The following is a 20,391-nucleotide window of genomic DNA, read 5'->3' as shown; positions in this document are numbered from 1 at the left end:
GAGTGAACCACCTGATCCCTTCCCGAACTCAGAAGTGAAACCTCTTAGCGCTGATGGTAGTGTGGGATTACCCATGTGAGAGTAAGTCATCGCCAGCTCATTATTCGAAATCCCCCTCCGCTTATGCAGAGGGGGATTTTTTTATTTGCAAGGGGAATTATCAGAGTTAAATGGATTAAAAGCGGATATACAATTCTTTAGCATTGAGAGCCTTGTTATCTGCTGCAATAATAATGCACAATATTTTAAAAATAAAAAATGGATAGATAAAATGAAAGAAAATAAGGAAGAAGCCAAGCAACTCAGTGGAGAGCAGTCAAAACATTTATTAAATATTTTAAAAGAAAGATTTGAACAAAATATGCAGCGGCATAAAGCCATGCAATGGCCTAAAATTCAGCATAAACTGGAAGCAAGTCCAGATAAAATGCGGTCATTACATGAAATGGAATGTACTGGTGGAGAACCTGATGTGGTCTTGCATGATCATGTTACAGATCATTATATTTTCATGGATTGTTGCGTGGAGAGCCCCTCTGCTCGTAGAAGTCTTTGTTATGATCGTGAGGCTCTTGATTCCAGAAAAAGCAATAAACCTCAAAATTCAGTGATGGATATTGTTTCAGATATGGGTGTCGAATTGCTGACTGAGCATGATTATTATGAATTGCAAGCAATAGATGCTATTGATATGAAAACATCCAGTTGGCTATTCACCCCTGATAATATTCGTAAAAAAGGAGGTGCACTTTTTGGTGATAAGCGTTTTGGAAGAGTATTTGTTTATCATAATGGGGCAGAATCTTATTATGCTGCGAGAGGATTTCGAGTTTTGCTGAGAGTTTAAAAAGTTATTTAAGAAGATAAAAAATTAGTCCAATTGCTTAAGGTTTATATTCAATTTAAAGTGCATTTTTTAAAATCTTATGATGTTGTTTAACTTGTTCCGCGTACTTATGACCTTGTTTTTTCATTTTAGGATTTGAATGGTAACCTGTAGGTCCTACGTTGTAATAGGCGAGTGCTTTAGGCCAACTTCCAGCTTTGTGGTTATAAGATGCTAAAATATAAGTCCCACAATTGATGTTATTATTTTCTTCAATAAGGTTGCCTGGACAGCTTTGTTGCCAATAACGAGGAATGACCTGAGTAAGGCCAACGGCACCTGCTGGTGAAGTAACATAATTTCGATAGCTTGATTCTTGTCTAATCATAGCCGCTAACAGTAGTGGATCAACAGCATATTTATCAGCACTTTGAATAATCATAGGTGAAACACGATCAGCCGTGTCAGGAGCTACAGAATAAGCTTTTTGTATTCCTGTAGATAATTTTGCTGACCGTTTTGCAACAGAGTTACTACCGAAAGAAGAGCAACCTGCAAATAGCAAGGTACTCATAATTATAGTTATAGATTGAAAGCTTAATAGACGAGGCGGTAAAAAAAATGATTTTAAATGAGAGAAATGTGGTGTAATAAACAAGTTTATAAACCCAATGTAAAACTTTATTGAAGCTATGCTAGTTGGCGAGATAAAGAGAGTCAATAGCCTATATTCCCGTTTGTTTAAACGGTTTATGGAGCATGTCCATTTTAATTAAAATAATTCAGTTGCTTAAATGATAAAATAAAAATCCTGCGATTTTTACAAGACTTTTATTTTCATTAAAAAATTTTAAAATGCGATCTATTGACTATCCAATTCTTGCAAAATAGCCTGATTAAAAGCAGGAATATCATCTGGGGAGCGTGAAGTTATTAAAGCCCAATTATTCGTGTTACAGCGATGAACCTCTTCATCGACCCATTTAGCCCCGGCATTTTCCAAGTCTAATTTTATACTTTTATAAGAAGTTAAATTCTTGTCTTTAACTCTTTCTGCATTGATGAGGACCCAAGGTCCATGACAAATTGCTGCGATAGGCTTTGCATTGTCAGTAAAGTATTGCACGATTCTATGTGCATCTTCATTTAAGCGGAGAAGATCAGCATTTACGGTTCCCCCTGGAATAACCAAGATATCATAATCTTCGGCCGAGACTTTAGCTAAGGTCGTTTGCGGCATATAAGCAGGTGAGGATTTCTGATCATGCTTCACTGTATATACATCTTTTTGCTCTGTTGCAGCATGAATTACTTCAATACCTTTAGATAGTAGGAAATCAAGAGGTTTAGTTAATTCATCGTGTTCTACACCCGTATTTGAAGTAATAAATAATGCTTTCTTAGACATGTGAATGATCCTGAATCGCTTATTTAAAACTCGACATTAACAAAGTGATTTAAGATCGCTGTACAAATTTTGGCTTATTCTTGTTAATGTTTGAAAAAGTCGACAAAAATAAGCCCCATATCTTGATGAGGCTTATTTCATATTAGTTTCAAAGTGACATTTCTGCTTGAGCTGTTTTGCTTCCTGCCTAGATCGTTTCTTGTTTTTATTGGGGAAACTTCCTGTTTCCTGATGCTTTAATCCTAAATGATCCGAAAATACTCGGACAGGAGAAAATGAATACTTTGAGTGTACGTAAATACTGACAAGACTGTAGAAAATTAACGAACACTAGCTTATTTTCAAATATAGATGCTTTTGTGCAAGAAGTTAAAAATAACCAGTTTATAAATATTTCTCCATCCAGATTTCACAGGCATGACTGTGTCCAGTATTGCCTTTGGGTTGCTGTAAGTATTTAAAACCTAATTTTTCATACAATTTTACGGCTTGCCACAATTCCTTGGTGGTTTCTAAATAACACGATTGAAAACCCTGCTGAGCAGTATAATCAAAAGCTTTTTCTAAAAGTTGCTTGGCAAAGCCCAACCCTCTGATCTCGGAAAGAAAATACATTTTTTGGATTTCTATAATGGTAGGATCTCCTTTCAAAGGAGATAAACCACCACCACCCATAATTTCGTCATTTTCATTTTCGATCACCCAATATTGAGCATTTGGTTGCTGATAAACTGTATATAAATTATCTAAAATGGGATCGGCTACAGCAAAACCTGATTCAGGAGCTAGCCCAAATTCTTTAGAAACTTCACGAATAATCTGTGCAAGAGCAGCATTATCTTGGGGTTGAATAGGGCGAATCTGGTACATAAATTAAAATGAATAAAATAAAAAAGAGATGAATTTTTATAACCCTATACGTGTTAAAAATCCATCTCTTCTCAGGTTTTTATGCCTTGAAAAGGCATAAAACTTATTTTAATTCACTTGAACTCTTGCCTAATTCACGACGGGCAATAATCAATTGCTGAATTTGTTGGGTACCTTCAAAAATATCCAGGATTTTTGAATCTCGTGCCCATTTTTCTAATAATTCTTCTTCGTTATAACCGACACTTGCTGCAAGTTCTACACATTTTAAAGTGATTTCATTACAGATACGTCCAGCTTTGGCTTTGGAGATAGACGCCTCGCGTGAGTTCGGCTTTTTATTGTCTGCCATCCAGGCTGCTTTCATGGTGAGCAGGCGTGCCGCTTCCCATTCTGCTTCCATTCGGTAAATTTGTGCTGCAATATGTGATGTCTGTAGATAGGGAGTGGCATAATTTTCATCTAATTGATTATTGAAAATTTCCTTGATTCTCTCCAATGAGGCTTTGGCACATCCGACAGCCATAGCAGCAACTAAAGGTCGAGTATTGTCAAAAGTTTCCATAACACCGGCAAAGCCTTTGGCTACATCAATTCCAGCATGACCCAATAAATTTGCTGCAGGTACACGGCAGTCAATAAAGCTGATCACAGCAGTATCGGATGCTTTAATCCCGAGTTTATGCTCCAGACGTTCAACGTTCATGCCGGCTGTCCCTTTAGGAACCACAAAAGATTTAATCGCAGCACGCCCCAACTTTTTGTCTAACGTGGCCCAGACCACAACTGCATCAGCACGTTCACCAGAAGTCACAAAAATCTTTTCACCATTTAAGATGTAATCTTCACCGTCTTTTGTGGCTGTAGTACGAATGGCTGCTGAATCTGAACCACAGCCGGGTTCAGTAATGGCCATAGCGGCCCATGTACCTTTAAAACGTTCCAGCTGTTCCTCATTGGCAACTGCTGCAATTGCAGAATTCCCTAAGCCCTGACGCGGCATACTGAGTAATAGTCCGGTATCCCCGTAGCACATTTCAATTACGCCAAGCACGGTCGACATATTGACGCCATTTTTGTTTCCGGTTTCGGTATGGCCACGCTTACCTACTGCAGCCCCGGCATTAATCCCTTCGCCACCATCATTCATGCCATCAATAAGGGAGGCAAACATGTCGAGTTCTTTGGGATAACTATGTTCGGCTTTATCATATTTACGTGAAATAGGGCGTAATACATTCAAAGCTGATTCATGGGCTTGATCGACCAACATCTTAAATTTTTTAGGATTCTGTAAATTCATCTGCTTGATTCCTTTTATTTATTAATTAAGCATGTAAGCCGGAATGTAAAATTGCGGTAGCACGTAAATCGCGATACCAGCGTTCAACCGGATGTTCTTTGGTAAAACCATGACCGCCCAGAATTTGTACGCCATCTGTGCCGATTTTCATCGACTTTTCCGCGCAGAGTAAGCGTGCTAAATAGGCTTCACGATGAAAATTTTGACCTGCTTCTGCAAGACTGGCAGCATTTAAAATCAGCATGCGCATGGCATCGATTTCAATAGCCATATCTGCAATCATGAATGCCACACTTTGCCGGTGTGAAATTGGTTCACCAAAGGCAGTACGTTGATTGGCATAGTCAATGCAGTACGCTTTTACAGCTTCGCAAGTACCAACTGCCATGGCACACCACATTAAATTGCCCAAGTCTAAAAAGGCTTGATAATTAAAGTCATCATCACCTAAACGTTCAGCCGGAGTATGGTTGAATTGAAGCGTGACAGTTTCGGTGGCTTTTAAGCCCATGGCGGGACTTTTTTTGGCAGTAATCGTGCTGTCGCGTTTAACCACAAAAACTTCTGGCAGGCCATTCATTTCAGCATTGACTAGAAACAGATCCGCAGTTTCCCCCAGTATGACTAAGGTTTTTTCCCCATCAATAAAATATTGGCCATTGCCATGATTGAAAATCGCTTTGGTTTTCAATTTAAGCGGGTTAAAGGCAGGAGTCGCTTCTTGAATGGCAAAAGTGGCTTTGATTTCAGTGTCATGTGCAAAGCTGGGTAAATAGGTCGACTGAATGGTTTCAGAACCCCATTGAGTGATCGCATTAATCACGCTAAAAGTTGAAAGCAGTCCGGCAGTTAAACTGAAATCACCTTTGGCTAAATGTTCTGCAATCAGGATATTACTTAAAATGTTCTTCTCCGTGGCAACTCCGCCCAGGCTTTCAGGTAGGGCATAGTAATTTAGCCCCAAATCAGTAATGTGTTGCCAAAGGCTTGCAGGAAATTTTTCCTCATTGTCTGCCTGAGCTGCCAGTGGGTAAAGCACTTCTGATGCAAATTGATCCATCGCATCACAGGTCATTTGCTGTTCTTCAGACAGACTTAAATCGAACAATGATTTATGCTGATTCGGCAGGCGTTGCTTACTGATATGTGCATCAGCTTTAAATACTTTTTGAGTTTTGCTTAAGGTCTGAAAACTAATTTTAGAACCTTGATACAACGATTTTTCCAGAAATTTACGCAGCTTGAGCTGATCCAATACATCGCTACCGGCAATTCTGGTAATGAGTGACAGCCCAAATCCTTGTGCTTTGTTTACCATATTGGTCATTGTTGTCGTCCATTGGTTTTTGATTCTTTGTATTTTTATGCTGACATGTGTATATCAAAATGACTATGTCATCACTGACAATTAAAATTGACTTGGATAAGCGGTGTTGACTTTTTTTTAAGCGAATTAAATATTTGAATATTATTTAGTTTATTAAAATAAGTAAGGGAGATGAAAAATAGGAATTGACTAGAATGACAAAAAAGTCATTCTAGTTTAGAGCGGATTATAGAAAATGAGCAACCATTTTTCGAACATTGGTTTTTGCATCAATCACTGTCATAAAGGTATAGGCGCCGATGAATTTCCGGCTAATAAACATAAACTCTTTTGGAGGCACACTAAAATAACGTGATGCCATCGATTTTGACGCACGTTGCATGACACGACTATGCAGCTGGCTTTTTTTCCAGTCATAGCGCTGCTCAATCATTATACCTTCGGGCAAGTCCGGATTGTTCAGCAGCGTACTAAAGGCTTCAGTAGCCAATAGAAACACTTTCGCCATATCGGGTTTGATGCTTTGCGGGATAGAATCAAAGAATTCATAACCGGTCATCGCAGTGACCATTTCATCAAGATTATGGTCATAACCGGCGTGAATAAGATTGCGTGCAACTTTGAGCAAGCGCTCATCAAACTGGCGAATAGCCCCAAAATCTAACAGTACAATTTTATCTTGAGTCTCTGCACCGTTGCCCAAACGTACCAGATAATTACCGAAGTTTGGATCGGTTTGCATTTCACCCCATTCAAAAATTTCACGGACAGCAATTTCCAGTGAAGCTTCACCCAGCTGGTTGCGACGTTCTTGCGGAAGCGAGAGCATGACTGGGCTGTTAATGGGCACTCCTCGTTCAAAGGTCATGCAGAGAATTTGATCGGTGCAATATTCATCAATAATTTGTGGCACGATATAGCGCGGATCGTCTTTTAAGCGTTCGGCAAAACGACGTGTGGTTGCTGCCTCAATTTGATAATTGACTTCACGATGCATCATCTCGCGAACTTCATCGAACCATTGGTCAAATTCGCGGGTCTGCGGCACCATACGGGTCAATTTAAGCATGTTTTTAAACAGGCTCATGTCTGAATCAATCGCATCTGCTACGCCTGGATATTGGATTTTGAGGACAATTTCCAAACCGTCCGATTTACGTGTTGCACGATGGACCTGAGCCAAAGAGGCCGTGCCCAAGGGCTCATGATCAATGGTTAAATCATGCAGTTTAGCGCCTAATTGTTGTTCTAAATGAGTCTTGATTGCTGGCCAAGCCAAAGCAACAGTTTGATTATTTAAAGTGTTTAAGGCTTGCGTGATTTCTTCAGGTAAAAAATGTTCACCATAAAGCGCCATCATTTGCCCAATTTTAACGATGGAACCTTTTAATTTGCCAATTTCAGAAACCAGATAATCTGCTTGTTCTTTCATGGCTTTTTTTCGTTTCTTTTCTTTTTCTGCTTCACTTGAAAACATGGTGGTTGCGCTAGATGCTGCCCAACGTGTTCCTGCGAGTAATGAAGCTTTGGCGATAGATAAGCGTCGATCCATGGAAGAGGTTTTAAGTTGTTTAAGCTTATCGTTCTGATCTGACATTAAACAAAATCCTTTAATCAGCAAGTCGCAGAATAATTAATTGTAGCGGATATTACCTTTTATTCACGTATTAAAAAAGTTCAACATGCAAAGAGCTACATAAATATGTTTAAAATTTAATTTATTTTTCAACAAATAGCACAAAATGTAGGAGCAGCTTATGGCTTTTACTCTATCGAATTTACTGAAATAAGTACATCACCAGATATCAAGGATAAGTGAAATAGCAAGAGTAAGAAATAATAGACTAAACTAGTAAAACCTACATGCGAAATTGAATTTTGATGTCATTTTTTTGCATCAATATGTCTTTATGATCTTGAATGTGTTTGAAAATCATGGCCTGAACAGTGTCATGCTGAAAACCAAGGGCATAACCTTTTACAATGATAATGCTGGGAAAGCTAAAAAACAGGTATTTGGCATCATCTTCTGAAGGGGTAGAATAAATCCCCTGTTCAATCAAAGTTTGCTGAAAAAATCTTTTTTCACTTTTAACTTGCGCTGAATCTGTGTCATTCCAGTAATTTTGACGCATTGCCATCAAATTATTGTGTTTGTAACTCATAACAATAAAAATATTTTGCAGAAAAGAATTGAAACTATATGGGGGTATTTTAGTCAGATTCAATATGTAGACTGAATGAATTTGTTTTTTGAGTTGGGGCGTAAAAGGTGAAGTTATAGGAATTTGAACATGATTGATGTAGTATCAAGGCATAAACACAATAATAGTATCTGAAATTGAGTCGTTTAAGACAGGGGAATATTATGCGATTTGCGATACCAGTAATACTGAGTCTGGCTACTTTAGGTGCGAATTCTGTTTTTGCAAAAGGTTATTCTGACGAATATAATAAATGTTTGAACACGTCTTATGGTAAAACAGAAACCGTCAAAGATTGTGTCGATAAAGAGCTGAAAAATCAGGAAAAACTTCTCAATAAATATTATAAAAACTATTTAAAAAACAATGAGAGTCATCAAAGTAGTATTGAACAACAGCATAAACTCTGGCTCAACCGTGTAGATCAAAAGTGCTATTTAAAAGTAACTTCAGCCTATATGGCCGTGAAACAATCCAAGTGTGTGCTCGAAATGACCATGGAGCGTGTTTACTATTATCAAATCAAATAAACACGTCATAGATATTTGTTTTTAATCTGATTGAAACGTTATAAAAACCCGCAAAACAAGGTATCATAAGGCGCTTGAAAAAATTGACCTTGGAGATGCCTTAAGTGGATCAACTGACTATTAGCCCTGAACATTTACAGGAAGCCGCTGAAAACCTAAGCACAATTCGTGATTTTATCCGTTTTGGTGTTTCAGCTCTACGTCAATACGATGCACACTTAGGTCAAGGTACAGAAGACTTTTTCGCTGAAAGCTCAGCGCTGGTCTTGCAAACATTGGCATTGGACTGGAATGCTAATCCGGAAATTTTAGATGCGAAATTGCTGCCAAGTGAAAAAGCTGAATTTATCAGTTTGCTGGAACGTCGCATCAATGAAAAAGTGCCAACCTCTTATTTATTAAATCTGGCTTACTTTTGTGGTAAACCGTTTTATGTCGATGAACGAGTGCTGATTCCGCGTTCTCCGATTGCAGAATTGATCAATCAACGCTTTGCGCCATATTGCCTGGATGAAAATGGTCAAATGCGTGAAGCCTTGAACAATCTTCCTGAAAATAATAATCCGCAAACACCACGTCGCATTTTAGATATGTGTACCGGTTCAGGCTGTATAGCGATTGCGCTGGCTTATACCTTCCCTGAATCTGAAGTCGACGCGACCGATATTTCTAAAGAAGCTTTGGAAGTCGCATCGATTAATGCTGAACATCACAATATGCAATATCAGGTTGCATTGATGGAATCGGACTTGTTCGCAAAAATTCCTGCTGAAAATCAATATGATTTAATTGTATCGAACCCTCCGTATGTGGATGCAGAAGATATGGCGGATTTGCCAGCCGAGTTTTTACATGAGCCTGAACTAGCCCTTGCAGCGGGTCAGGATGGTCTGGATTTAGTTCGTAAGATGTTAGCGCAAGCAGCCGATTATTTGACTGAAGATGGCTTGATTGTGATTGAAGTGGGTAATTCTGAATGGGCCATGAAACAGAACTTTAATACGGTCGATTTCCATTGGCTGACTTTCCAGAATGGTGGTTCGGGTATTTTTGCCTTAACAGCAGAACAATGCCGTAAATACCGTGATTTATTTGTAAAATCTGTTCAAGCATAAGGAGTTGCGATCATGGCTGGTAATAGTATTGGACAACTGTTTCGTGTAACGACTTGTGGTGAATCGCATGGTGTGGGTCTCATGGCAATTGTCGATGGTGTACCGCCAGGGATCGAACTGTCTGAAGCAGATTTACAAAAAGATTTAGATCGTCGTAAACCGGGTACATCAAAATTTGCCACCCAACGCAAAGAGCCGGATGAAGTGGAAATTATTTCCGGTGTCTTTGAAGGTAAAACGACCGGTACATCGATTGGTTTGTTGATCCGTAATACCGACCAGAAATCCAAAGACTACGGTAATATTGCGCAAACTTTTCGTCCGGGTCATGCAGACTATACCTATACCCAAAAGTATGGTTTCCGTGACTATCGTGGTGGTGGTCGCTCAAGCGCGCGCGAAACAGCAATGCGTGTGGCAGCGGGTGCCATTGCCAAGAAATTCTTGTTTGAAAAGTTTGGCATTGAAATTCGCGGGCACGTGACTCAGATTGGGACTGAAAAAGCTGAAAAACTGGACTGGAATGAAGTTCCAAACAACCCGTTTTTCTGTGGCGATGCAGATGCAGTTCCTCGTTTTGAAGCCTTGGTAACTTCTTTACGCGAGCAAGGGACGAGTTGTGGTGCAAAACTTGAAATTATTGCATCAAAAGTACCTGTAGGCTGGGGCGAACCGGTTTTTGACCGTCTGGATGCAGATATTGCCCATGCCATGATGTCTATTAATGCGGTAAAAGGCGTGGAAATTGGTGATGGCTTTGGCGTGGCTGAACAGTTTGGTCATGAAACCCGTGATGAATTGACAACAGATGGTTTCTTGGCAAACCATGCCGGTGGTATTTTAGGCGGTATTTCCAGTGGTCAAGATATTCGTGTTGCGATTGCATTGAAACCAACTGCAAGTATCACCACGCCGGGTAAAACCATTACCATTAACCGTGAAGATACGGATGTTCTGACGAAAGGACGTCATGATCCGTGTGTCGGTGTACGTGCAACTCCGATTGCTGAAGCCATGCTTGCGATCGTGTTGATGGATCATTTCATGCGTAACCGTGCACAAAATGCGGATGTGGTTGCGCCGTTTGCCCCGATTGAACCCAAGTGAGGAAAAAAGCTCTGCTTTGTTCCGAACGCGGTAGAGTATTAGGGCTAGCTTTGCTCGAACGCAGTAATTGATGAGCTTTTGTGCTCCACTGAAAAAAACCAGACTTCACGTCTGGTTTTTTATTGCCTGATTTTTTACCCATTATTTATGATAATTTTTATGAAACAGAATTTTTTAGAAAAAAATGAAAGCATTAGAATTTAGACTGGCAAATGCCAGTGATGTTGAAAGTTTGGTTGCTTTGATCAATCAGGCATACCGTTCCCATACAGCTTCAAGCTGGACCAGTGAATATGCAATGGTTGCAGGAGATCGAATCAATCGTCAGCAGTTATTGCAGAGTTTAAAACAACAGAATTTTTGTTTATTTGTTGCTGAAATAGTTGAAAATTTAGAATCTGCTTTAGTGGCATGTGTTGGCTTAACTTTTCAGCAAAATAGCGTCGAAATAGGTACGTTCTGTGTAGACTCACATTGGCAAAATCAGGGGATTGGGAAACAGGTTTTAAGATATGCTGAGAAAATGGCGTTAGAACACTGCCCAACATTAAGTCATTATGACATGTGGGTGTTGGATAGCAGAATAGAGCTGATTCAGTATTATGAACGATGTGGTTATTTTAAAATGCCACATATCGAGTCTTATCCCATTCACGCCAATGTGGGACGCCCCTTGATTGATCTACAATTACAACAGTTGTCCAAGTCAGTGCTTAAAGAGATATAAACGAAGCATTAAAACAATGTAGTTTACTAATAAAATAGCCTAAGCTGAATGATTGAATCAAACTTGATTTAATTTAAGCATTTGAAATATATATTTATTTATAGTGAAATAACACTGCTTAACAAATAAGTGAATTTAGTACTCGCGCATGGTACAAAAATTGCTCATATTAATAGAAGTAATTATTGCAGGAGAGATGTTCTTCTGTGAACACGCCGAAGGAGCAACGACCCCGGAAACTCTCAGGCAAAAGGACTGTAATAATTTCAAAATCTGGAGAGAAGCATCGGAAAACCGATGCTCACCGAAGGGGATGGTCTGCGTTAGTCTTAGATAACGATATGATCGAAGCTCTCAGGTAAACATGACAGATGGGGCTCACAAGAAATGTCTCTACATTTCCAAGGAGAGTCGTATGTGTCATATCGTCGTGATTGGAGCAGGCATTACCGGGGTTACCTCAGCTTATGAGCTGGCCAACTTGGGCTATAAAGTGACCGTGCTCGACAAACATTTATATCCAGCCATGGAAACCTCATTTGCCAATGGGGGACAACTTTCAGCCTGTAATGCAGAAGTCTGGAATCAAAAATCCACCGTACTGAAAGGTATTAAGTGGATGTCCAATAAAAATGCACCTCTCTTGCTTAATCCCTCATTTGACCTGCATAAATACGGCTGGTTAATGGAGTTTCTTGGCAATATCAAACATTATGAAGCCAATACGCGTGATACGGTCAAAATGGCGCTGTTAGCCCGTGAGCGTTTATTTGCAGTTGCTGAACAAGAGAATATTCAGTTTGATCTGGAAAAACGCGGCATTCTGCATTTTTACCACACCAAGCTCGATTATGAAGTGGCAACCCGAGTTAATTCTTTATTGAATGAAGGTGGCTTGGAGCGCACTGCGGTCACAGCTGAGGAAATTAAAGCCATCGAACCGAGTTTACAGGGCGAATACTATGGTGGTTTTTATTGCCCGGGTGATGCCACTGGAGATATTCATAAATTTACCACCGGATTAGCCAAGGCCTCTGAAAAATATGGGGTGAAATTCATGTTTGGCACAGAGGTGACAGATGTAAAGCATCATGCCAAAGGGGTGACGGTGCTTTACCATGCCAGTAATGAAAATATGCATTTAGATGCAGCGGTTGTGGAATCGCTAGAAGCCGATGCAGTGGTGGTTTGTGGTGGCGTAGGAAGCTATCAGCTGGCCAATTTATTGGGGGATCGGGTGAATGTCTATCCGGTGAAGGGTTATTCGATTACCCTGAATCTTAATGATGCAGATAGCGTGAAGAATGCGCCGTGGGTCAGTTTGCTGGATGAAAGTGCAAAAATTGTGACTTCGCGCTTAGGTACAGATCGCTTACGTGTGGCAGGAACGGCTGAGTTTAATGGTTATAACCGTGACATTCGTGCCGACCGTATTCAACCGCTGACAGATTGGGTTAATAAAAACTTTGATATTACCACTGAAAATGTTGTGCCTTGGGCAGGCTTGCGTCCCATGATGCCGAATATGATGCCGATTGTACGTAGAGGAAAGCGTGAGCGGGTTTTTTATAATACAGGGCATGGGCATTTAGGATGGACATTATCGGCGGCAACAGCTGTGATGATTAGCCAGCAAGTGGCTGCCCAGCATCCAGTTTGAATTATTAAGAAAAGCATGAAGCATGAACTTCATGCTTTTTTATGCATAAAGGTTTGTAATTGAAAAAATGGTATAATAATTTGATTTTTATCACTTTAAAATAATGGATACTTATGAAGATCTTTTCAAAAATTGTTTTAAGTTCAGTTTTAGTTGTGGGGATGACAGGATGTGTGTCTACACGTGGATTAGTGTCTTTAGAATCGCCAGTGAAACAGATGAATACGCAGGAAAGAAGTCTCAAAACTGCAGTCATTAAAGTTGAAGATATGCGTGTATTTGAAGAAAAGCCGAAACAGGCCAATATTCCTTCGCTCAAAGGTGGATTGCAGAAAGCAACAGCTTCAGACAAAGAGAAAGCAATTGCACGTAAGCGTAATGGTTATGGTAAGGCGATGGGCGACATTTTCTTAAGAGATGAAACAGTAGTTTCTGTTTTCGAAAAACGTGTTGAATCTGCCTTATTGCGTTCAGGCTATAAAGTTGTCCCTGCGGCACAGGTTCAACATCCAGATTTGGTATTAATGGTTAAGGTAGATAAGTTCTGGTCATGGATGCAGCCCGGCTTTTCATATGTTACTTTGAATACTGAAATTGAAACTGAAATTTATGATGCCAATAGCACAAAACAACCTATTCGTACTTATACAAAAATATCTAAACCGACTGCAATGGCGACTGGCTCACGATGGATTACAACCATGAATGAAGCTTTAAACGATTATGAAAGTCGTCTAGTTGAACAGTTGAAATAATCTAGTTGTGTAAATAAAAACAGAGGCATGATCGCCTCTGTTTTTATTTACTTAAAAGCTTAATCATATAAACGATAAATCCCAGTAAACCGTTCACAACCTTTCTGTTCTGTTTTGACCGCTAAAATGGCTTTATTAAAATCGAAATGATATTTACAGTCATGTTCGTTGTCTGTAATTTCGCTTTTCTGCGCGGAAGTTGTATAGGCTAAAAAAGGAATAGTTTGAGTGTCCAGTTTATTGTTTGGATTACGGTAAGCAATACCTTCAATCTTGATTTTATCTTTGGTCAGTTGATGGACCTGCAAATGAACCGGTTGACTGGCAATTTGGCCATTTTCAAATTTTAAATAGTGGTTGGTCAGACTCTGATTCAGTGAAGTATAAAAATTAAGATCATCAATACGCAGTTCAAACTGTTGCTTATAACAGTCCAGACTTTTACATTGTTGCAAACGCTTAAACCATAAAGTATGGGTATCTTCTAGCAAATGCACCGGGGCATCACTGACCAAAAAGGCCGTTATATAATGATTGCTTAATTTCTCTCGAGATTCGGCAAAATTATCAGCACATATCTTCTTTAAGGAAGGTGTATTGGGGGTGGAACAGTCTATTTCTTGAGCAAAAGTCATGGTTGAGCACAAACAGCCAATACTGAATAATGTGCTTAATGTTTTAATGAGATTAATATCGGTATTCACCAGCATGATCGCTTATAATTTCACTACGTTGCGCTGTTGTAACTATAGCGAAATAGAAAGCGTGAATACAATATCTCAATCATTTATTTCTTAAGGATGCTCAAAGTGGTGGCACAAATTCGAATTGGTCAGGGAATGGATGTACACGCCTTTGAAGAAGGTGATTTTGTCACTTTGGCCGGAATTCAGATTCCGCATACGCAAGGCTTGAAAGCACATTCGGATGGTGATGTAGTACTGCATGCACTCTGTGATGCCTTGTTGGGTGCATTGGCTTTGGGTGATATCGGCCAGCATTTTCCAGATACCGATGCAAGATTCAAAGGGGCGGATAGCCGTGTGTTGCTGAAACATGTGTATCAGCTGATTTTAGATCGTGGTTATGTACTGAATAATGCAGATATTACCGTTGCCTGTGAACGACCAAAACTGGCAAAACATAATCTGGAAATGCGTCAGAGTATTGCCGATGTCCTGGACGTCGATGTGACGCAAATTAGTGTTAAAGCCACAACGACCGAAAAATTAGGCTTTACTGGCCGTCAGGAAGGGATTTTGTCGATGGCAACGGTATTGATTTCACATCAGGCAAAATGATCTGGATGGATGAGCGACTGTTGCAATTCTTGGGTAGCTTTACGGCCTTGAAGTTGTAGGGCTACCGCATGCATGAGGCCGGTCCAGGTGGCGTTGGGTTCCCAAATGCTGTGCAGCAGTTCTTGCGCCGTGGGCATGTCCATATCCATATAATATTGACGATAGAGATACATCAGGCTACTGACATGATGATTGGTCGCGCAGTGAACCCAGACCATTTGTTCTTGTACTAAATGGCTAAGCAGGTCTAATACCAGTAAACATTGATCATCAGAAGGCGTTTCTGCTGAAATGGGAAATTGAATATAATTTAAGCCCAGCTCCAAACAAATTTTATCTTCATGATCTAAATGTGGCTCAGCATCAGACAATGCCAGATTCACAATCGTCGTCACACCGTATTCTTTAATCAGCTTGAGCTGTTCTGCACTCGGCTGGGCAGAAGTGAATAGGTGTTCGTGAATAAACTGGAAATTTTCAATATGGCTGAGTGCATTTTCAATTTCATTCATGAGATAAAATTTTTCCTAAGGTTAAAGTAGAAACGCCATCTATTTAGATGGCGTTTTAAATCTCTTAGCGATTTGGTAAAACGTCTTTCAATGCTTCATGCATATCGAGCAGGGCTTTTTCAGTGGTTTCCCAATCGATACAGCCATCAGTCACTGATTTGCCATATTCTAGCGCATCCAGATTTTCAGGAATATCCTGACGACCGCCTTTAAGATGACTTTCAACCATAATACCGACGATTGACTTGTTGCCATCCTGAATTTGTTCGGTAATGTTTTTCAATACCAGCGGCTGCAAGTACGGGTCTTTATTTGAGTTGGCATGACTGGCATCAATCATGATCTTGTTGCTGACTTTGGCTTTGGCTAAAGCATTTTCAGCTTCGGCTACAGAACCTGCATCATAGTTTGGTTTGCCATTACCACCACGGAGTACTACATGCGCGTACTGGTTACCGCTGGTACGAATCACTGAAACTTGACCTTGATCATTTAAGCCTAGGAAGCTGTGACCATGTTTAACTGATTGCATGGCATTGGTGGCAACGGTTAAACCGCCATCTGTACCATTTTTAAAGCCTACAGGTGATGATAAACCTGAAGACATTTCACGGTGTGTCTGACTTTCAGTGGTACGCGCACCAATCGCTGACCATGAAATCAGGTCTTGATAATATTGTGGTGAGTTCGGATCGAGTGCTTCAGTGGCACATGGCAATCCTTTTTCGTTCAGTTCAACCAAAAGCTGACGGCCAATACGAAGACCTTTTTCAATATTGAAAGAGTCATTCATGTCCGGGTCATTAATTAAACCTTTCCAGCCGACCGTGGTACGTGGTTTTTCAAAATAAACACGCATCACGATATATAGGGTATCTTTAATTTTTTCGCTTAAAACTTTGAGACGATCGGCATATTCATGTGCAGCCACGGTGTCATGAATTGAGCAGGGACCAATAACAACAAAAAGGCGTTTATCTTTACTATCCAGAATATTGCGAATAGTTTCACGGCCTTTAAGGACGGTTTGATAGGCATGCTCAGTCAATGGTAACTCTTTTTTTAATTCAGCAGGAGTTACAAGAGGCTGAATGCTTTGTACATTCACGTCGTCGATGTCAGATTGTGTAATAGGTTTTGACTGTAGTGTATTCATTGCCGTCACTGGTTCGATCATACAAAAGTTTATTTCATGATCCGAATATAACACGAATGTATGTTCACAATGTTATAAAAAAGATCAATATATGGGTCAAAAAAAATTGATGAATCGTAAAGTAAAATTAAACGTGGGCCGATTTTTCAATACTGATCACTTGTACTGTAGCCGGTTTTTCCACAGGTTTTGCTTTGACTGGATGCAGCATGAAATTCATGCCTAATGCAAATAGGGTAATGCCTAGAATCTTACGGATAATTTTTTCTGGCAGGCGTGAACTGATCAATGTCCCCACCACAATGGCAGGAATTGAGCCGACCAATAACCAGCCGAGCAAATGAAAATCTACATTTCCAGAACTCATGTGGCCAAGACCTGCGACTAAAGTTAATAGCACGGCATGCACAACATCTGAACCAATAATACGGATCATCGGCAAGTTCGGGAACATGAGAAGAAGTGCCATTACACCAAATGCGCCTGCACCCACAGAAGACAAGGTCACAAATACCCCAAGAATAACACCCATAATCACAATATAAGCACGTTTGTCTTTGGCTTGCAGATTGACCTTTTCTAGGTCCTGAGTCATATCTACCGGCACATCCTTACGGATTTTGTTAAAGAAGCGTTCAATGTGACCACGGAACATGATGGAAATACCGGTCAAGGTCAGCATGAAACCTAAGACCATGGTCAAAACAGCTTTATAACTACTAGATTGGCTAAGATAATTTTCTAAAACCCAATGCGTTGCAAAAGATGCAGGAATACTGCCGATAGCCAGCCAAAGTACAATGGGCCAGACAATATTCATTTTTTTTGCGTGAACTAAAGAGCCACAGAATTTTGAAATTGCGGCATAAAGTAAGTCAGTCCCAATGGCAATGTGAGGTTCAATTCTAAAAAGACTAATCAGGATAGGTGTCATCAGCGAGCCGCCACCTACACCTGTAATCCCAACGCAGAAACCGACCAAAACGCCTGCTAAAATAAATTCTAATGGACCAAACATGGTTATATGCCAAATATCAAAAAACGTGCATATGTTATGACTTTTTAATATAAGCCGTTGTCTTGATTATTGATTTGCTTATTCCAAAAAACGAAATAGAACTTCATTTGCCCCATACATCATAGGGCTGGAATTTTAAATGAATGAATAAAGGTATGGAATCATGACTTTTGAGTAGATTTAAGTGGATTAATATAAAGAATAAAAAAGAAAATCAACGGACTGGCCAAGACCCAAAAACTGGCAAAGCCAATCGATACGCCGTAGTGCTGGATGAGTAAAAAAACCGCAATACTGAACAATAGCAATGCGCCAATGCGAGTCAGCGTTGGATGTTGGGCCAGAACGAACCATTTAGATTGCAGGGTGCAGCGAATCTGCTTTTCACTGATTAGATATGACGCATAAGTGGCGATGGCAATCAACAGTAGACTAAAAATCAGATTCATGAGCAGCTTTCCTTTTCATGCGCAGATTCCACTATTTTCAGTTTGCTTTTGATTTTAGACTGGGCTTTAAGCTGAATAGGATGAATATTTCGATAAATAAAAATGGCTAAAAGTCCGAAAATCAAGATAAACAGATCGATCTTAAAGAAAGTCCAGAATGCGGCAAAATCTTGCAGTTGCTGATGCACATACAGAAAAACAAGATTAAAAACGGGTAAAGCCAAGGCCAGAACCATAAAAATACCCAGTTGAATTTTCCACAGGTATTGTTTTTTAAGGCCCAGACTCAGAATAAAACTCAGTAGCCAGACCATAAAAAACGCTTTCACTTCAAAATTTGGGGTACTTGGGCTAAGTAGTCCAATGCGGTTGGCATAAAAGTAGCTTAAGACTGCCATGGGTAATCCTACAATGGCACTCACATTACAGCGTTGCACCAGATAATGTCCTAAGTGGAATGCCTCAGTTTTGGATTGAAGCTGACGTTTTAAACTCCAGAGTAATAACCCTGAAGCGATCATGGCACAACCTGCCATACCTGAAAAAAACAGGGCTAGACGGAGCAGAGGGGCTGCAAATGTCGCCATATGCAATCCGTATACACCGGCGTTAAGGGTGGCAATCGGGCTATTATTTTTGCTGCTGCTTAATTTTTCTCCAGTGATGGCATTGAGGGTAATTTGCGCCTGATTACGGGTAATCGAATGATCTTCACGTTGAATAAAGGTGATGCTTGCCTGTGTGGTATTGGGATTTTTTACACTGACAGTACTATATTCGGTGTTTCCCCATTGCTGAATCACGGATTGGCGGAGCTGTTGAATCGAGCGCATGGATGCGGTAGCTGGCTCATCCATTTTTGGACTGACTTTTGAATTAATTTCTTCAAAATACTGAAAATTATTTTCCGGATAGAGTTTTTGCATGCCCCAGGGTAAATACAGATAAAAGAAAATGGCCAGACCGGTAAAGGTGATGGTCAAGAAAAAAGGCAAGGCGACCACCGAGCTGACATTATGAAAGTCCAGATAAGAGCGTTGTCCTTTAAATACACGCAAGGTAAAGAAATCAGTCAGAATTTTTTTATGCGTGATAATGCCGGAAATCAAGGCGATCAGCATGATAAATGCTGCAACTGAAACAATCAGTCGACCCAATAAAATGGGCAGGCCAAATAATTGAAAATGAAACTGATAGAAAAAATCTCCACCCAAGGTTTGCGCTAAATTTAATTCTTTACCGGTGTTGGGATTTAATGTTTTGCTTTCATAAGCGCCATCCGGCTTTTGCCAGTAAAGCTGGTTCACTGGTTTTTGCTCATTGGCGACATTGATAAACCAGGTTTTGGCATCGGGAGCATGTTGTTCCAGATACTGATAGGCTGTTTGTATGGCGGTATCCTGATTCACCTGAATCTGCGCAAGAGAAGGTTGCATCCACAGGCTGATGTCATGCCGATAATAGCTCAGTGAACCCATGAGAAAAATGGCAAACAGCAGCCAGCCAAAAATCAGACCGGTCCATGAATGTAACCAGGCCATAGATTGGCGTATTGATTTTTGCATGATTAACCTGCTATCCGGTAAATTAAATATAGACCTGCGGCCAAACTGATACTGATGAAACTTAATTTGCGTAGAGAATGAATACAAAAACTGCAAATCACAAAGCCAGCAAAAAACCAGATGCTGATGAATGCGGCTAGATAAATGGCTTCTGCTTTAGCAAAGGTGGGATAAAACAGCAGCGTCAAGTTGCTGGCCAACAATGAAGTGCAGAGATAACCGAGCAGAAAGGCAGTAGAAAGACGGTAAAGCACTGTCATTCGATAAGAAAAAGATAGGGAAGATGTTTTACTCATAGAGACGTCACTGTGCTCATAAAAAACCAAGCCTAGGGACTTAGGCTTGGTCATTGATCTTAGTATTTGAATTTCACTGCCACACTATAGTTGGCAGGTTCTCCGTAAAAAGCTTGTCCATCTGGAAAGCTATTTAACCCGAATCCTGCTTAAGCTAATGATTTCATAATTTGAATTGTTGGCTTATTTCGATGGGTTAATTGGTATGCACATAAAGAAGCATAAATTCCACTTAGAAATCCATGAATACTACGAGCTTTAC

The 20,391-nt window shown here is 40.1% G+C and carries 22 protein-coding genes, 1 rRNA gene, 2 pseudogenes and 1 riboswitch; of the genes and pseudogenes, 9 read left to right on the top strand and 16 right to left on the bottom strand.

Features of this window, described 5'->3' with window-relative positions; translation table 11 throughout:
* Both rrf and FB6_RS05065 read left to right on the top strand, forming a co-directional pair.
* Positions 1-98: ribosomal RNA gene (gene rrf, locus FB6_RS05070) — 5S ribosomal RNA — on the top strand; the annotation flags it as partial.
* Positions 99-271: 173 nt separating this feature from the next.
* Entirely contained in the window at positions 272-847 is a 576-nt protein-coding gene (locus tag FB6_RS05065) for a DUF4256 domain-containing protein (RefSeq protein ID WP_174558959.1), read from the top strand.
* A 55-nt stretch (positions 848-902) separates the two neighbouring features.
* Here the strand turns inward: FB6_RS05065 and FB6_RS05060 are convergent, their stop codons facing one another.
* The 7 genes from FB6_RS05060 to FB6_RS05030 all read right to left on the bottom strand — a co-directional run bounded on the left by FB6_RS05060 (position 903) and on the right by FB6_RS05030 (position 7,899).
* Positions 903-1,400, bottom strand: coding sequence for a transglycosylase SLT domain-containing protein (locus FB6_RS05060; protein WP_174558958.1), 498 nt, complete (start codon positions 1,398-1,400; stop codon positions 903-905).
* Positions 1,401-1,688: 288 nt separating this feature from the next.
* Positions 1,689-2,234, bottom strand: coding sequence for a type 1 glutamine amidotransferase domain-containing protein (locus FB6_RS05055; RefSeq protein ID WP_174558955.1), 546 nt, complete (start codon positions 2,232-2,234; stop codon positions 1,689-1,691).
* Between the two features lie 384 nt (positions 2,235-2,618).
* Complete coding sequence (locus FB6_RS05050) at positions 2,619-3,104, bottom strand: GNAT family N-acetyltransferase (RefSeq protein ID WP_174558954.1); 486 nt, start codon at positions 3,102-3,104, stop codon at positions 2,619-2,621.
* 103 nt (positions 3,105-3,207) lie between these two features.
* Positions 3,208-4,407: an acyl-CoA dehydrogenase family protein gene (locus FB6_RS05045; RefSeq protein ID WP_174558953.1), complete on the bottom strand. Its 1,200-nt coding sequence runs from the start codon at positions 4,405-4,407 to the stop codon at positions 3,208-3,210.
* A gap of 25 nt (positions 4,408-4,432) precedes the next feature.
* On the bottom strand, positions 4,433-5,725 hold the full coding sequence (locus FB6_RS05040) for an acyl-CoA dehydrogenase family protein (protein WP_174558957.1): 1,293 nt from the start codon (positions 5,723-5,725) through the stop codon (positions 4,433-4,435).
* A 235-nt stretch (positions 5,726-5,960) separates the two neighbouring features.
* Complete coding sequence (locus FB6_RS05035; protein WP_174558952.1) at positions 5,961-7,331, bottom strand: ABC1 kinase family protein; 1,371 nt, start codon at positions 7,329-7,331, stop codon at positions 5,961-5,963.
* Between the two features lie 262 nt (positions 7,332-7,593).
* The gene (locus FB6_RS05030) at positions 7,594-7,899 is read right to left on the bottom strand and encodes a hypothetical protein (RefSeq protein ID WP_174558951.1); all 306 of its coding nucleotides are present in this window, start codon (positions 7,897-7,899) and stop codon (positions 7,594-7,596) included.
* A gap of 203 nt (positions 7,900-8,102) precedes the next feature.
* Between FB6_RS05030 and FB6_RS05025 the strand changes: the two genes are divergently transcribed.
* The 6 genes from FB6_RS05025 (at position 8,103) to FB6_RS05000 (ending at position 13,832) form a co-directional block, all read left to right on the top strand.
* Positions 8,103-8,468 carry a lysozyme inhibitor LprI family protein gene (locus FB6_RS05025; protein ID WP_174558950.1) on the top strand — a complete coding sequence of 122 codons (366 nt, stop codon included), beginning with the start codon at positions 8,103-8,105 and terminating at the stop codon, positions 8,466-8,468.
* 104 nt (positions 8,469-8,572) lie between these two features.
* Entirely contained in the window at positions 8,573-9,583 is a 1,011-nt protein-coding gene (prmB, locus tag FB6_RS05020; protein WP_174558949.1) for a 50S ribosomal protein L3 N(5)-glutamine methyltransferase, read from the top strand.
* A gap of 12 nt (positions 9,584-9,595) precedes the next feature.
* Positions 9,596-10,690 carry a chorismate synthase gene (gene aroC / locus FB6_RS05015; protein ID WP_174558948.1) on the top strand — a complete coding sequence of 365 codons (1,095 nt, stop codon included), beginning with the start codon at positions 9,596-9,598 and terminating at the stop codon, positions 10,688-10,690.
* Positions 10,691-10,874: 184 nt separating this feature from the next.
* Entirely contained in the window at positions 10,875-11,417 is a 543-nt protein-coding gene (locus tag FB6_RS05010) for a GNAT family N-acetyltransferase (RefSeq protein WP_174558947.1), read from the top strand.
* Between the two features lie 178 nt (positions 11,418-11,595).
* Positions 11,596-11,685: riboswitch (glycine riboswitch) on the top strand.
* A gap of 147 nt (positions 11,686-11,832) precedes the next feature.
* Positions 11,833-13,077 (top strand): D-amino acid dehydrogenase, encoded by a 1,245-nt coding sequence (locus FB6_RS05005; protein WP_174558946.1) that lies wholly within the window; start codon positions 11,833-11,835, stop codon positions 13,075-13,077.
* Between the two features lie 173 nt (positions 13,078-13,250).
* The gene (locus tag FB6_RS05000; RefSeq protein WP_254592194.1) at positions 13,251-13,832 is read left to right on the top strand and encodes a flagellar biosynthesis protein; all 582 of its coding nucleotides are present in this window, start codon (positions 13,251-13,253) and stop codon (positions 13,830-13,832) included.
* Positions 13,833-13,891: 59 nt separating this feature from the next.
* Here the strand turns inward: FB6_RS05000 and FB6_RS04995 are convergent, their stop codons facing one another.
* A complete protein-coding gene (locus FB6_RS04995; protein ID WP_174558944.1) occupies positions 13,892-14,542 on the bottom strand; it encodes an A1S_1983 family putative colistin resistance protein in 651 nt (216 codons plus the stop codon).
* 99 nt (positions 14,543-14,641) lie between these two features.
* Between FB6_RS04995 and ispF the strand changes: the two genes are divergently transcribed.
* Positions 14,642-15,133 carry a 2-C-methyl-D-erythritol 2,4-cyclodiphosphate synthase gene (gene ispF, locus FB6_RS04990; RefSeq protein ID WP_174558943.1) on the top strand — a complete coding sequence of 164 codons (492 nt, stop codon included), beginning with the start codon at positions 14,642-14,644 and terminating at the stop codon, positions 15,131-15,133.
* Here ispF and FB6_RS04985 read toward each other — a convergent pair.
* From FB6_RS04985 to FB6_RS04955, 8 genes and pseudogenes are all read right to left on the bottom strand, one after another.
* Entirely contained in the window at positions 15,121-15,645 is a 525-nt protein-coding gene (locus tag FB6_RS04985; protein WP_174558942.1) for a phosphatase domain-containing putative toxin, read from the bottom strand. The genes ispF and FB6_RS04985 overlap by 13 nt on opposite strands.
* Positions 15,646-15,709: 64 nt before the next feature.
* Positions 15,710-16,801: a 3-deoxy-7-phosphoheptulonate synthase gene (locus FB6_RS04980; RefSeq protein WP_174558956.1), complete on the bottom strand. Its 1,092-nt coding sequence runs from the start codon at positions 16,799-16,801 to the stop codon at positions 15,710-15,712.
* A 127-nt stretch (positions 16,802-16,928) separates the two neighbouring features.
* Entirely contained in the window at positions 16,929-17,819 is an 891-nt protein-coding gene (locus FB6_RS04975) for a sulfite exporter TauE/SafE family protein (protein ID WP_174558941.1), read from the bottom strand.
* Between the two features lie 161 nt (positions 17,820-17,980).
* Complete coding sequence (locus FB6_RS04970) at positions 17,981-18,268, bottom strand: hypothetical protein (RefSeq protein ID WP_174558940.1); 288 nt, start codon at positions 18,266-18,268, stop codon at positions 17,981-17,983.
* Entirely contained in the window at positions 18,265-19,833 is a 1,569-nt protein-coding gene (locus FB6_RS04965) for a PepSY-associated TM helix domain-containing protein (protein WP_174558939.1), read from the bottom strand. The genes FB6_RS04970 and FB6_RS04965 overlap by 4 nt, the downstream gene beginning before the upstream one ends.
* 2 nt (positions 19,834-19,835) lie before the next feature.
* Positions 19,836-20,129, bottom strand: a complete 294-nt coding sequence (locus tag FB6_RS04960) for a hypothetical protein (RefSeq protein ID WP_174558938.1) — start codon at positions 20,127-20,129, stop codon at positions 19,836-19,838.
* A gap of 59 nt (positions 20,130-20,188) precedes the next feature.
* Positions 20,189-20,266 (bottom strand): annotated as a pseudogene (locus FB6_RS16710) (hypothetical protein); the annotation flags it as partial.
* Positions 20,267-20,278: 12 nt separating this feature from the next.
* Positions 20,279-20,391: pseudogene (locus FB6_RS04955) on the bottom strand (IS982 family transposase); the annotation flags it as partial.

Source organism: Acinetobacter bouvetii (assembly GCF_902753875.1).
GTDB lineage: Bacteria > Pseudomonadota > Gammaproteobacteria > Pseudomonadales > Moraxellaceae > Acinetobacter > Acinetobacter bouvetii_A.
Note: the sequence above shows the minus strand (reverse complement) of the source record. Positions and strands in the feature narration are given on the sequence as shown.

What these genes read in the sequence shown, in the direction of transcription:
- FB6_RS05065 (WP_174558959.1), top strand. Translation starts at nt 272, where the DNA reads ATGAAAGAAAATAAGGAAGAAGCCAAGCAACTCAGTGGAGAGCAGTCA.
- FB6_RS05060 (WP_174558958.1), bottom strand. Translation starts at nt 1,400, where the DNA reads ATGAGTACCTTGCTATTTGCAGGTTGCTCTTCTTTCGGTAGTAACTCT.
- FB6_RS05055 (WP_174558955.1), bottom strand. Translation starts at nt 2,234, where the DNA reads ATGTCTAAGAAAGCATTATTTATTACTTCAAATACGGGTGTAGAACAC.
- FB6_RS05050 (WP_174558954.1), bottom strand. Translation starts at nt 3,104, where the DNA reads ATGTACCAGATTCGCCCTATTCAACCCCAAGATAATGCTGCTCTTGCA.
- FB6_RS05045 (WP_174558953.1), bottom strand. Translation starts at nt 4,407, where the DNA reads ATGAATTTACAGAATCCTAAAAAATTTAAGATGTTGGTCGATCAAGCC.
- FB6_RS05040 (WP_174558957.1), bottom strand. Translation starts at nt 5,725, where the DNA reads ATGGTAAACAAAGCACAAGGATTTGGGCTGTCACTCATTACCAGAATT.
- FB6_RS05035 (WP_174558952.1), bottom strand. Translation starts at nt 7,331, where the DNA reads ATGTCAGATCAGAACGATAAGCTTAAACAACTTAAAACCTCTTCCATG.
- FB6_RS05030 (WP_174558951.1), bottom strand. Translation starts at nt 7,899, where the DNA reads ATGAGTTACAAACACAATAATTTGATGGCAATGCGTCAAAATTACTGG.
- FB6_RS05025 (WP_174558950.1), top strand. Translation starts at nt 8,103, where the DNA reads ATGCGATTTGCGATACCAGTAATACTGAGTCTGGCTACTTTAGGTGCG.
- aroC (WP_174558948.1), top strand. Translation starts at nt 9,596, where the DNA reads ATGGCTGGTAATAGTATTGGACAACTGTTTCGTGTAACGACTTGTGGT.
- FB6_RS05010 (WP_174558947.1), top strand. Translation starts at nt 10,875, where the DNA reads ATGAAAGCATTAGAATTTAGACTGGCAAATGCCAGTGATGTTGAAAGT.
- FB6_RS05005 (WP_174558946.1), top strand. Translation starts at nt 11,833, where the DNA reads ATGTGTCATATCGTCGTGATTGGAGCAGGCATTACCGGGGTTACCTCA.
- FB6_RS04995 (WP_174558944.1), bottom strand. Translation starts at nt 14,542, where the DNA reads ATGCTGGTGAATACCGATATTAATCTCATTAAAACATTAAGCACATTA.
- FB6_RS04985 (WP_174558942.1), bottom strand. Translation starts at nt 15,645, where the DNA reads ATGAATGAAATTGAAAATGCACTCAGCCATATTGAAAATTTCCAGTTT.
- FB6_RS04980 (WP_174558956.1), bottom strand. Translation starts at nt 16,801, where the DNA reads ATGAATACACTACAGTCAAAACCTATTACACAATCTGACATCGACGAC.
- FB6_RS04975 (WP_174558941.1), bottom strand. Translation starts at nt 17,819, where the DNA reads ATGTTTGGTCCATTAGAATTTATTTTAGCAGGCGTTTTGGTCGGTTTC.
- FB6_RS04970 (WP_174558940.1), bottom strand. Translation starts at nt 18,268, where the DNA reads ATGAATCTGATTTTTAGTCTACTGTTGATTGCCATCGCCACTTATGCG.
- FB6_RS04965 (WP_174558939.1), bottom strand. Translation starts at nt 19,833, where the DNA reads ATGCAAAAATCAATACGCCAATCTATGGCCTGGTTACATTCATGGACC.
- FB6_RS04960 (WP_174558938.1), bottom strand. Translation starts at nt 20,129, where the DNA reads ATGAGTAAAACATCTTCCCTATCTTTTTCTTATCGAATGACAGTGCTT.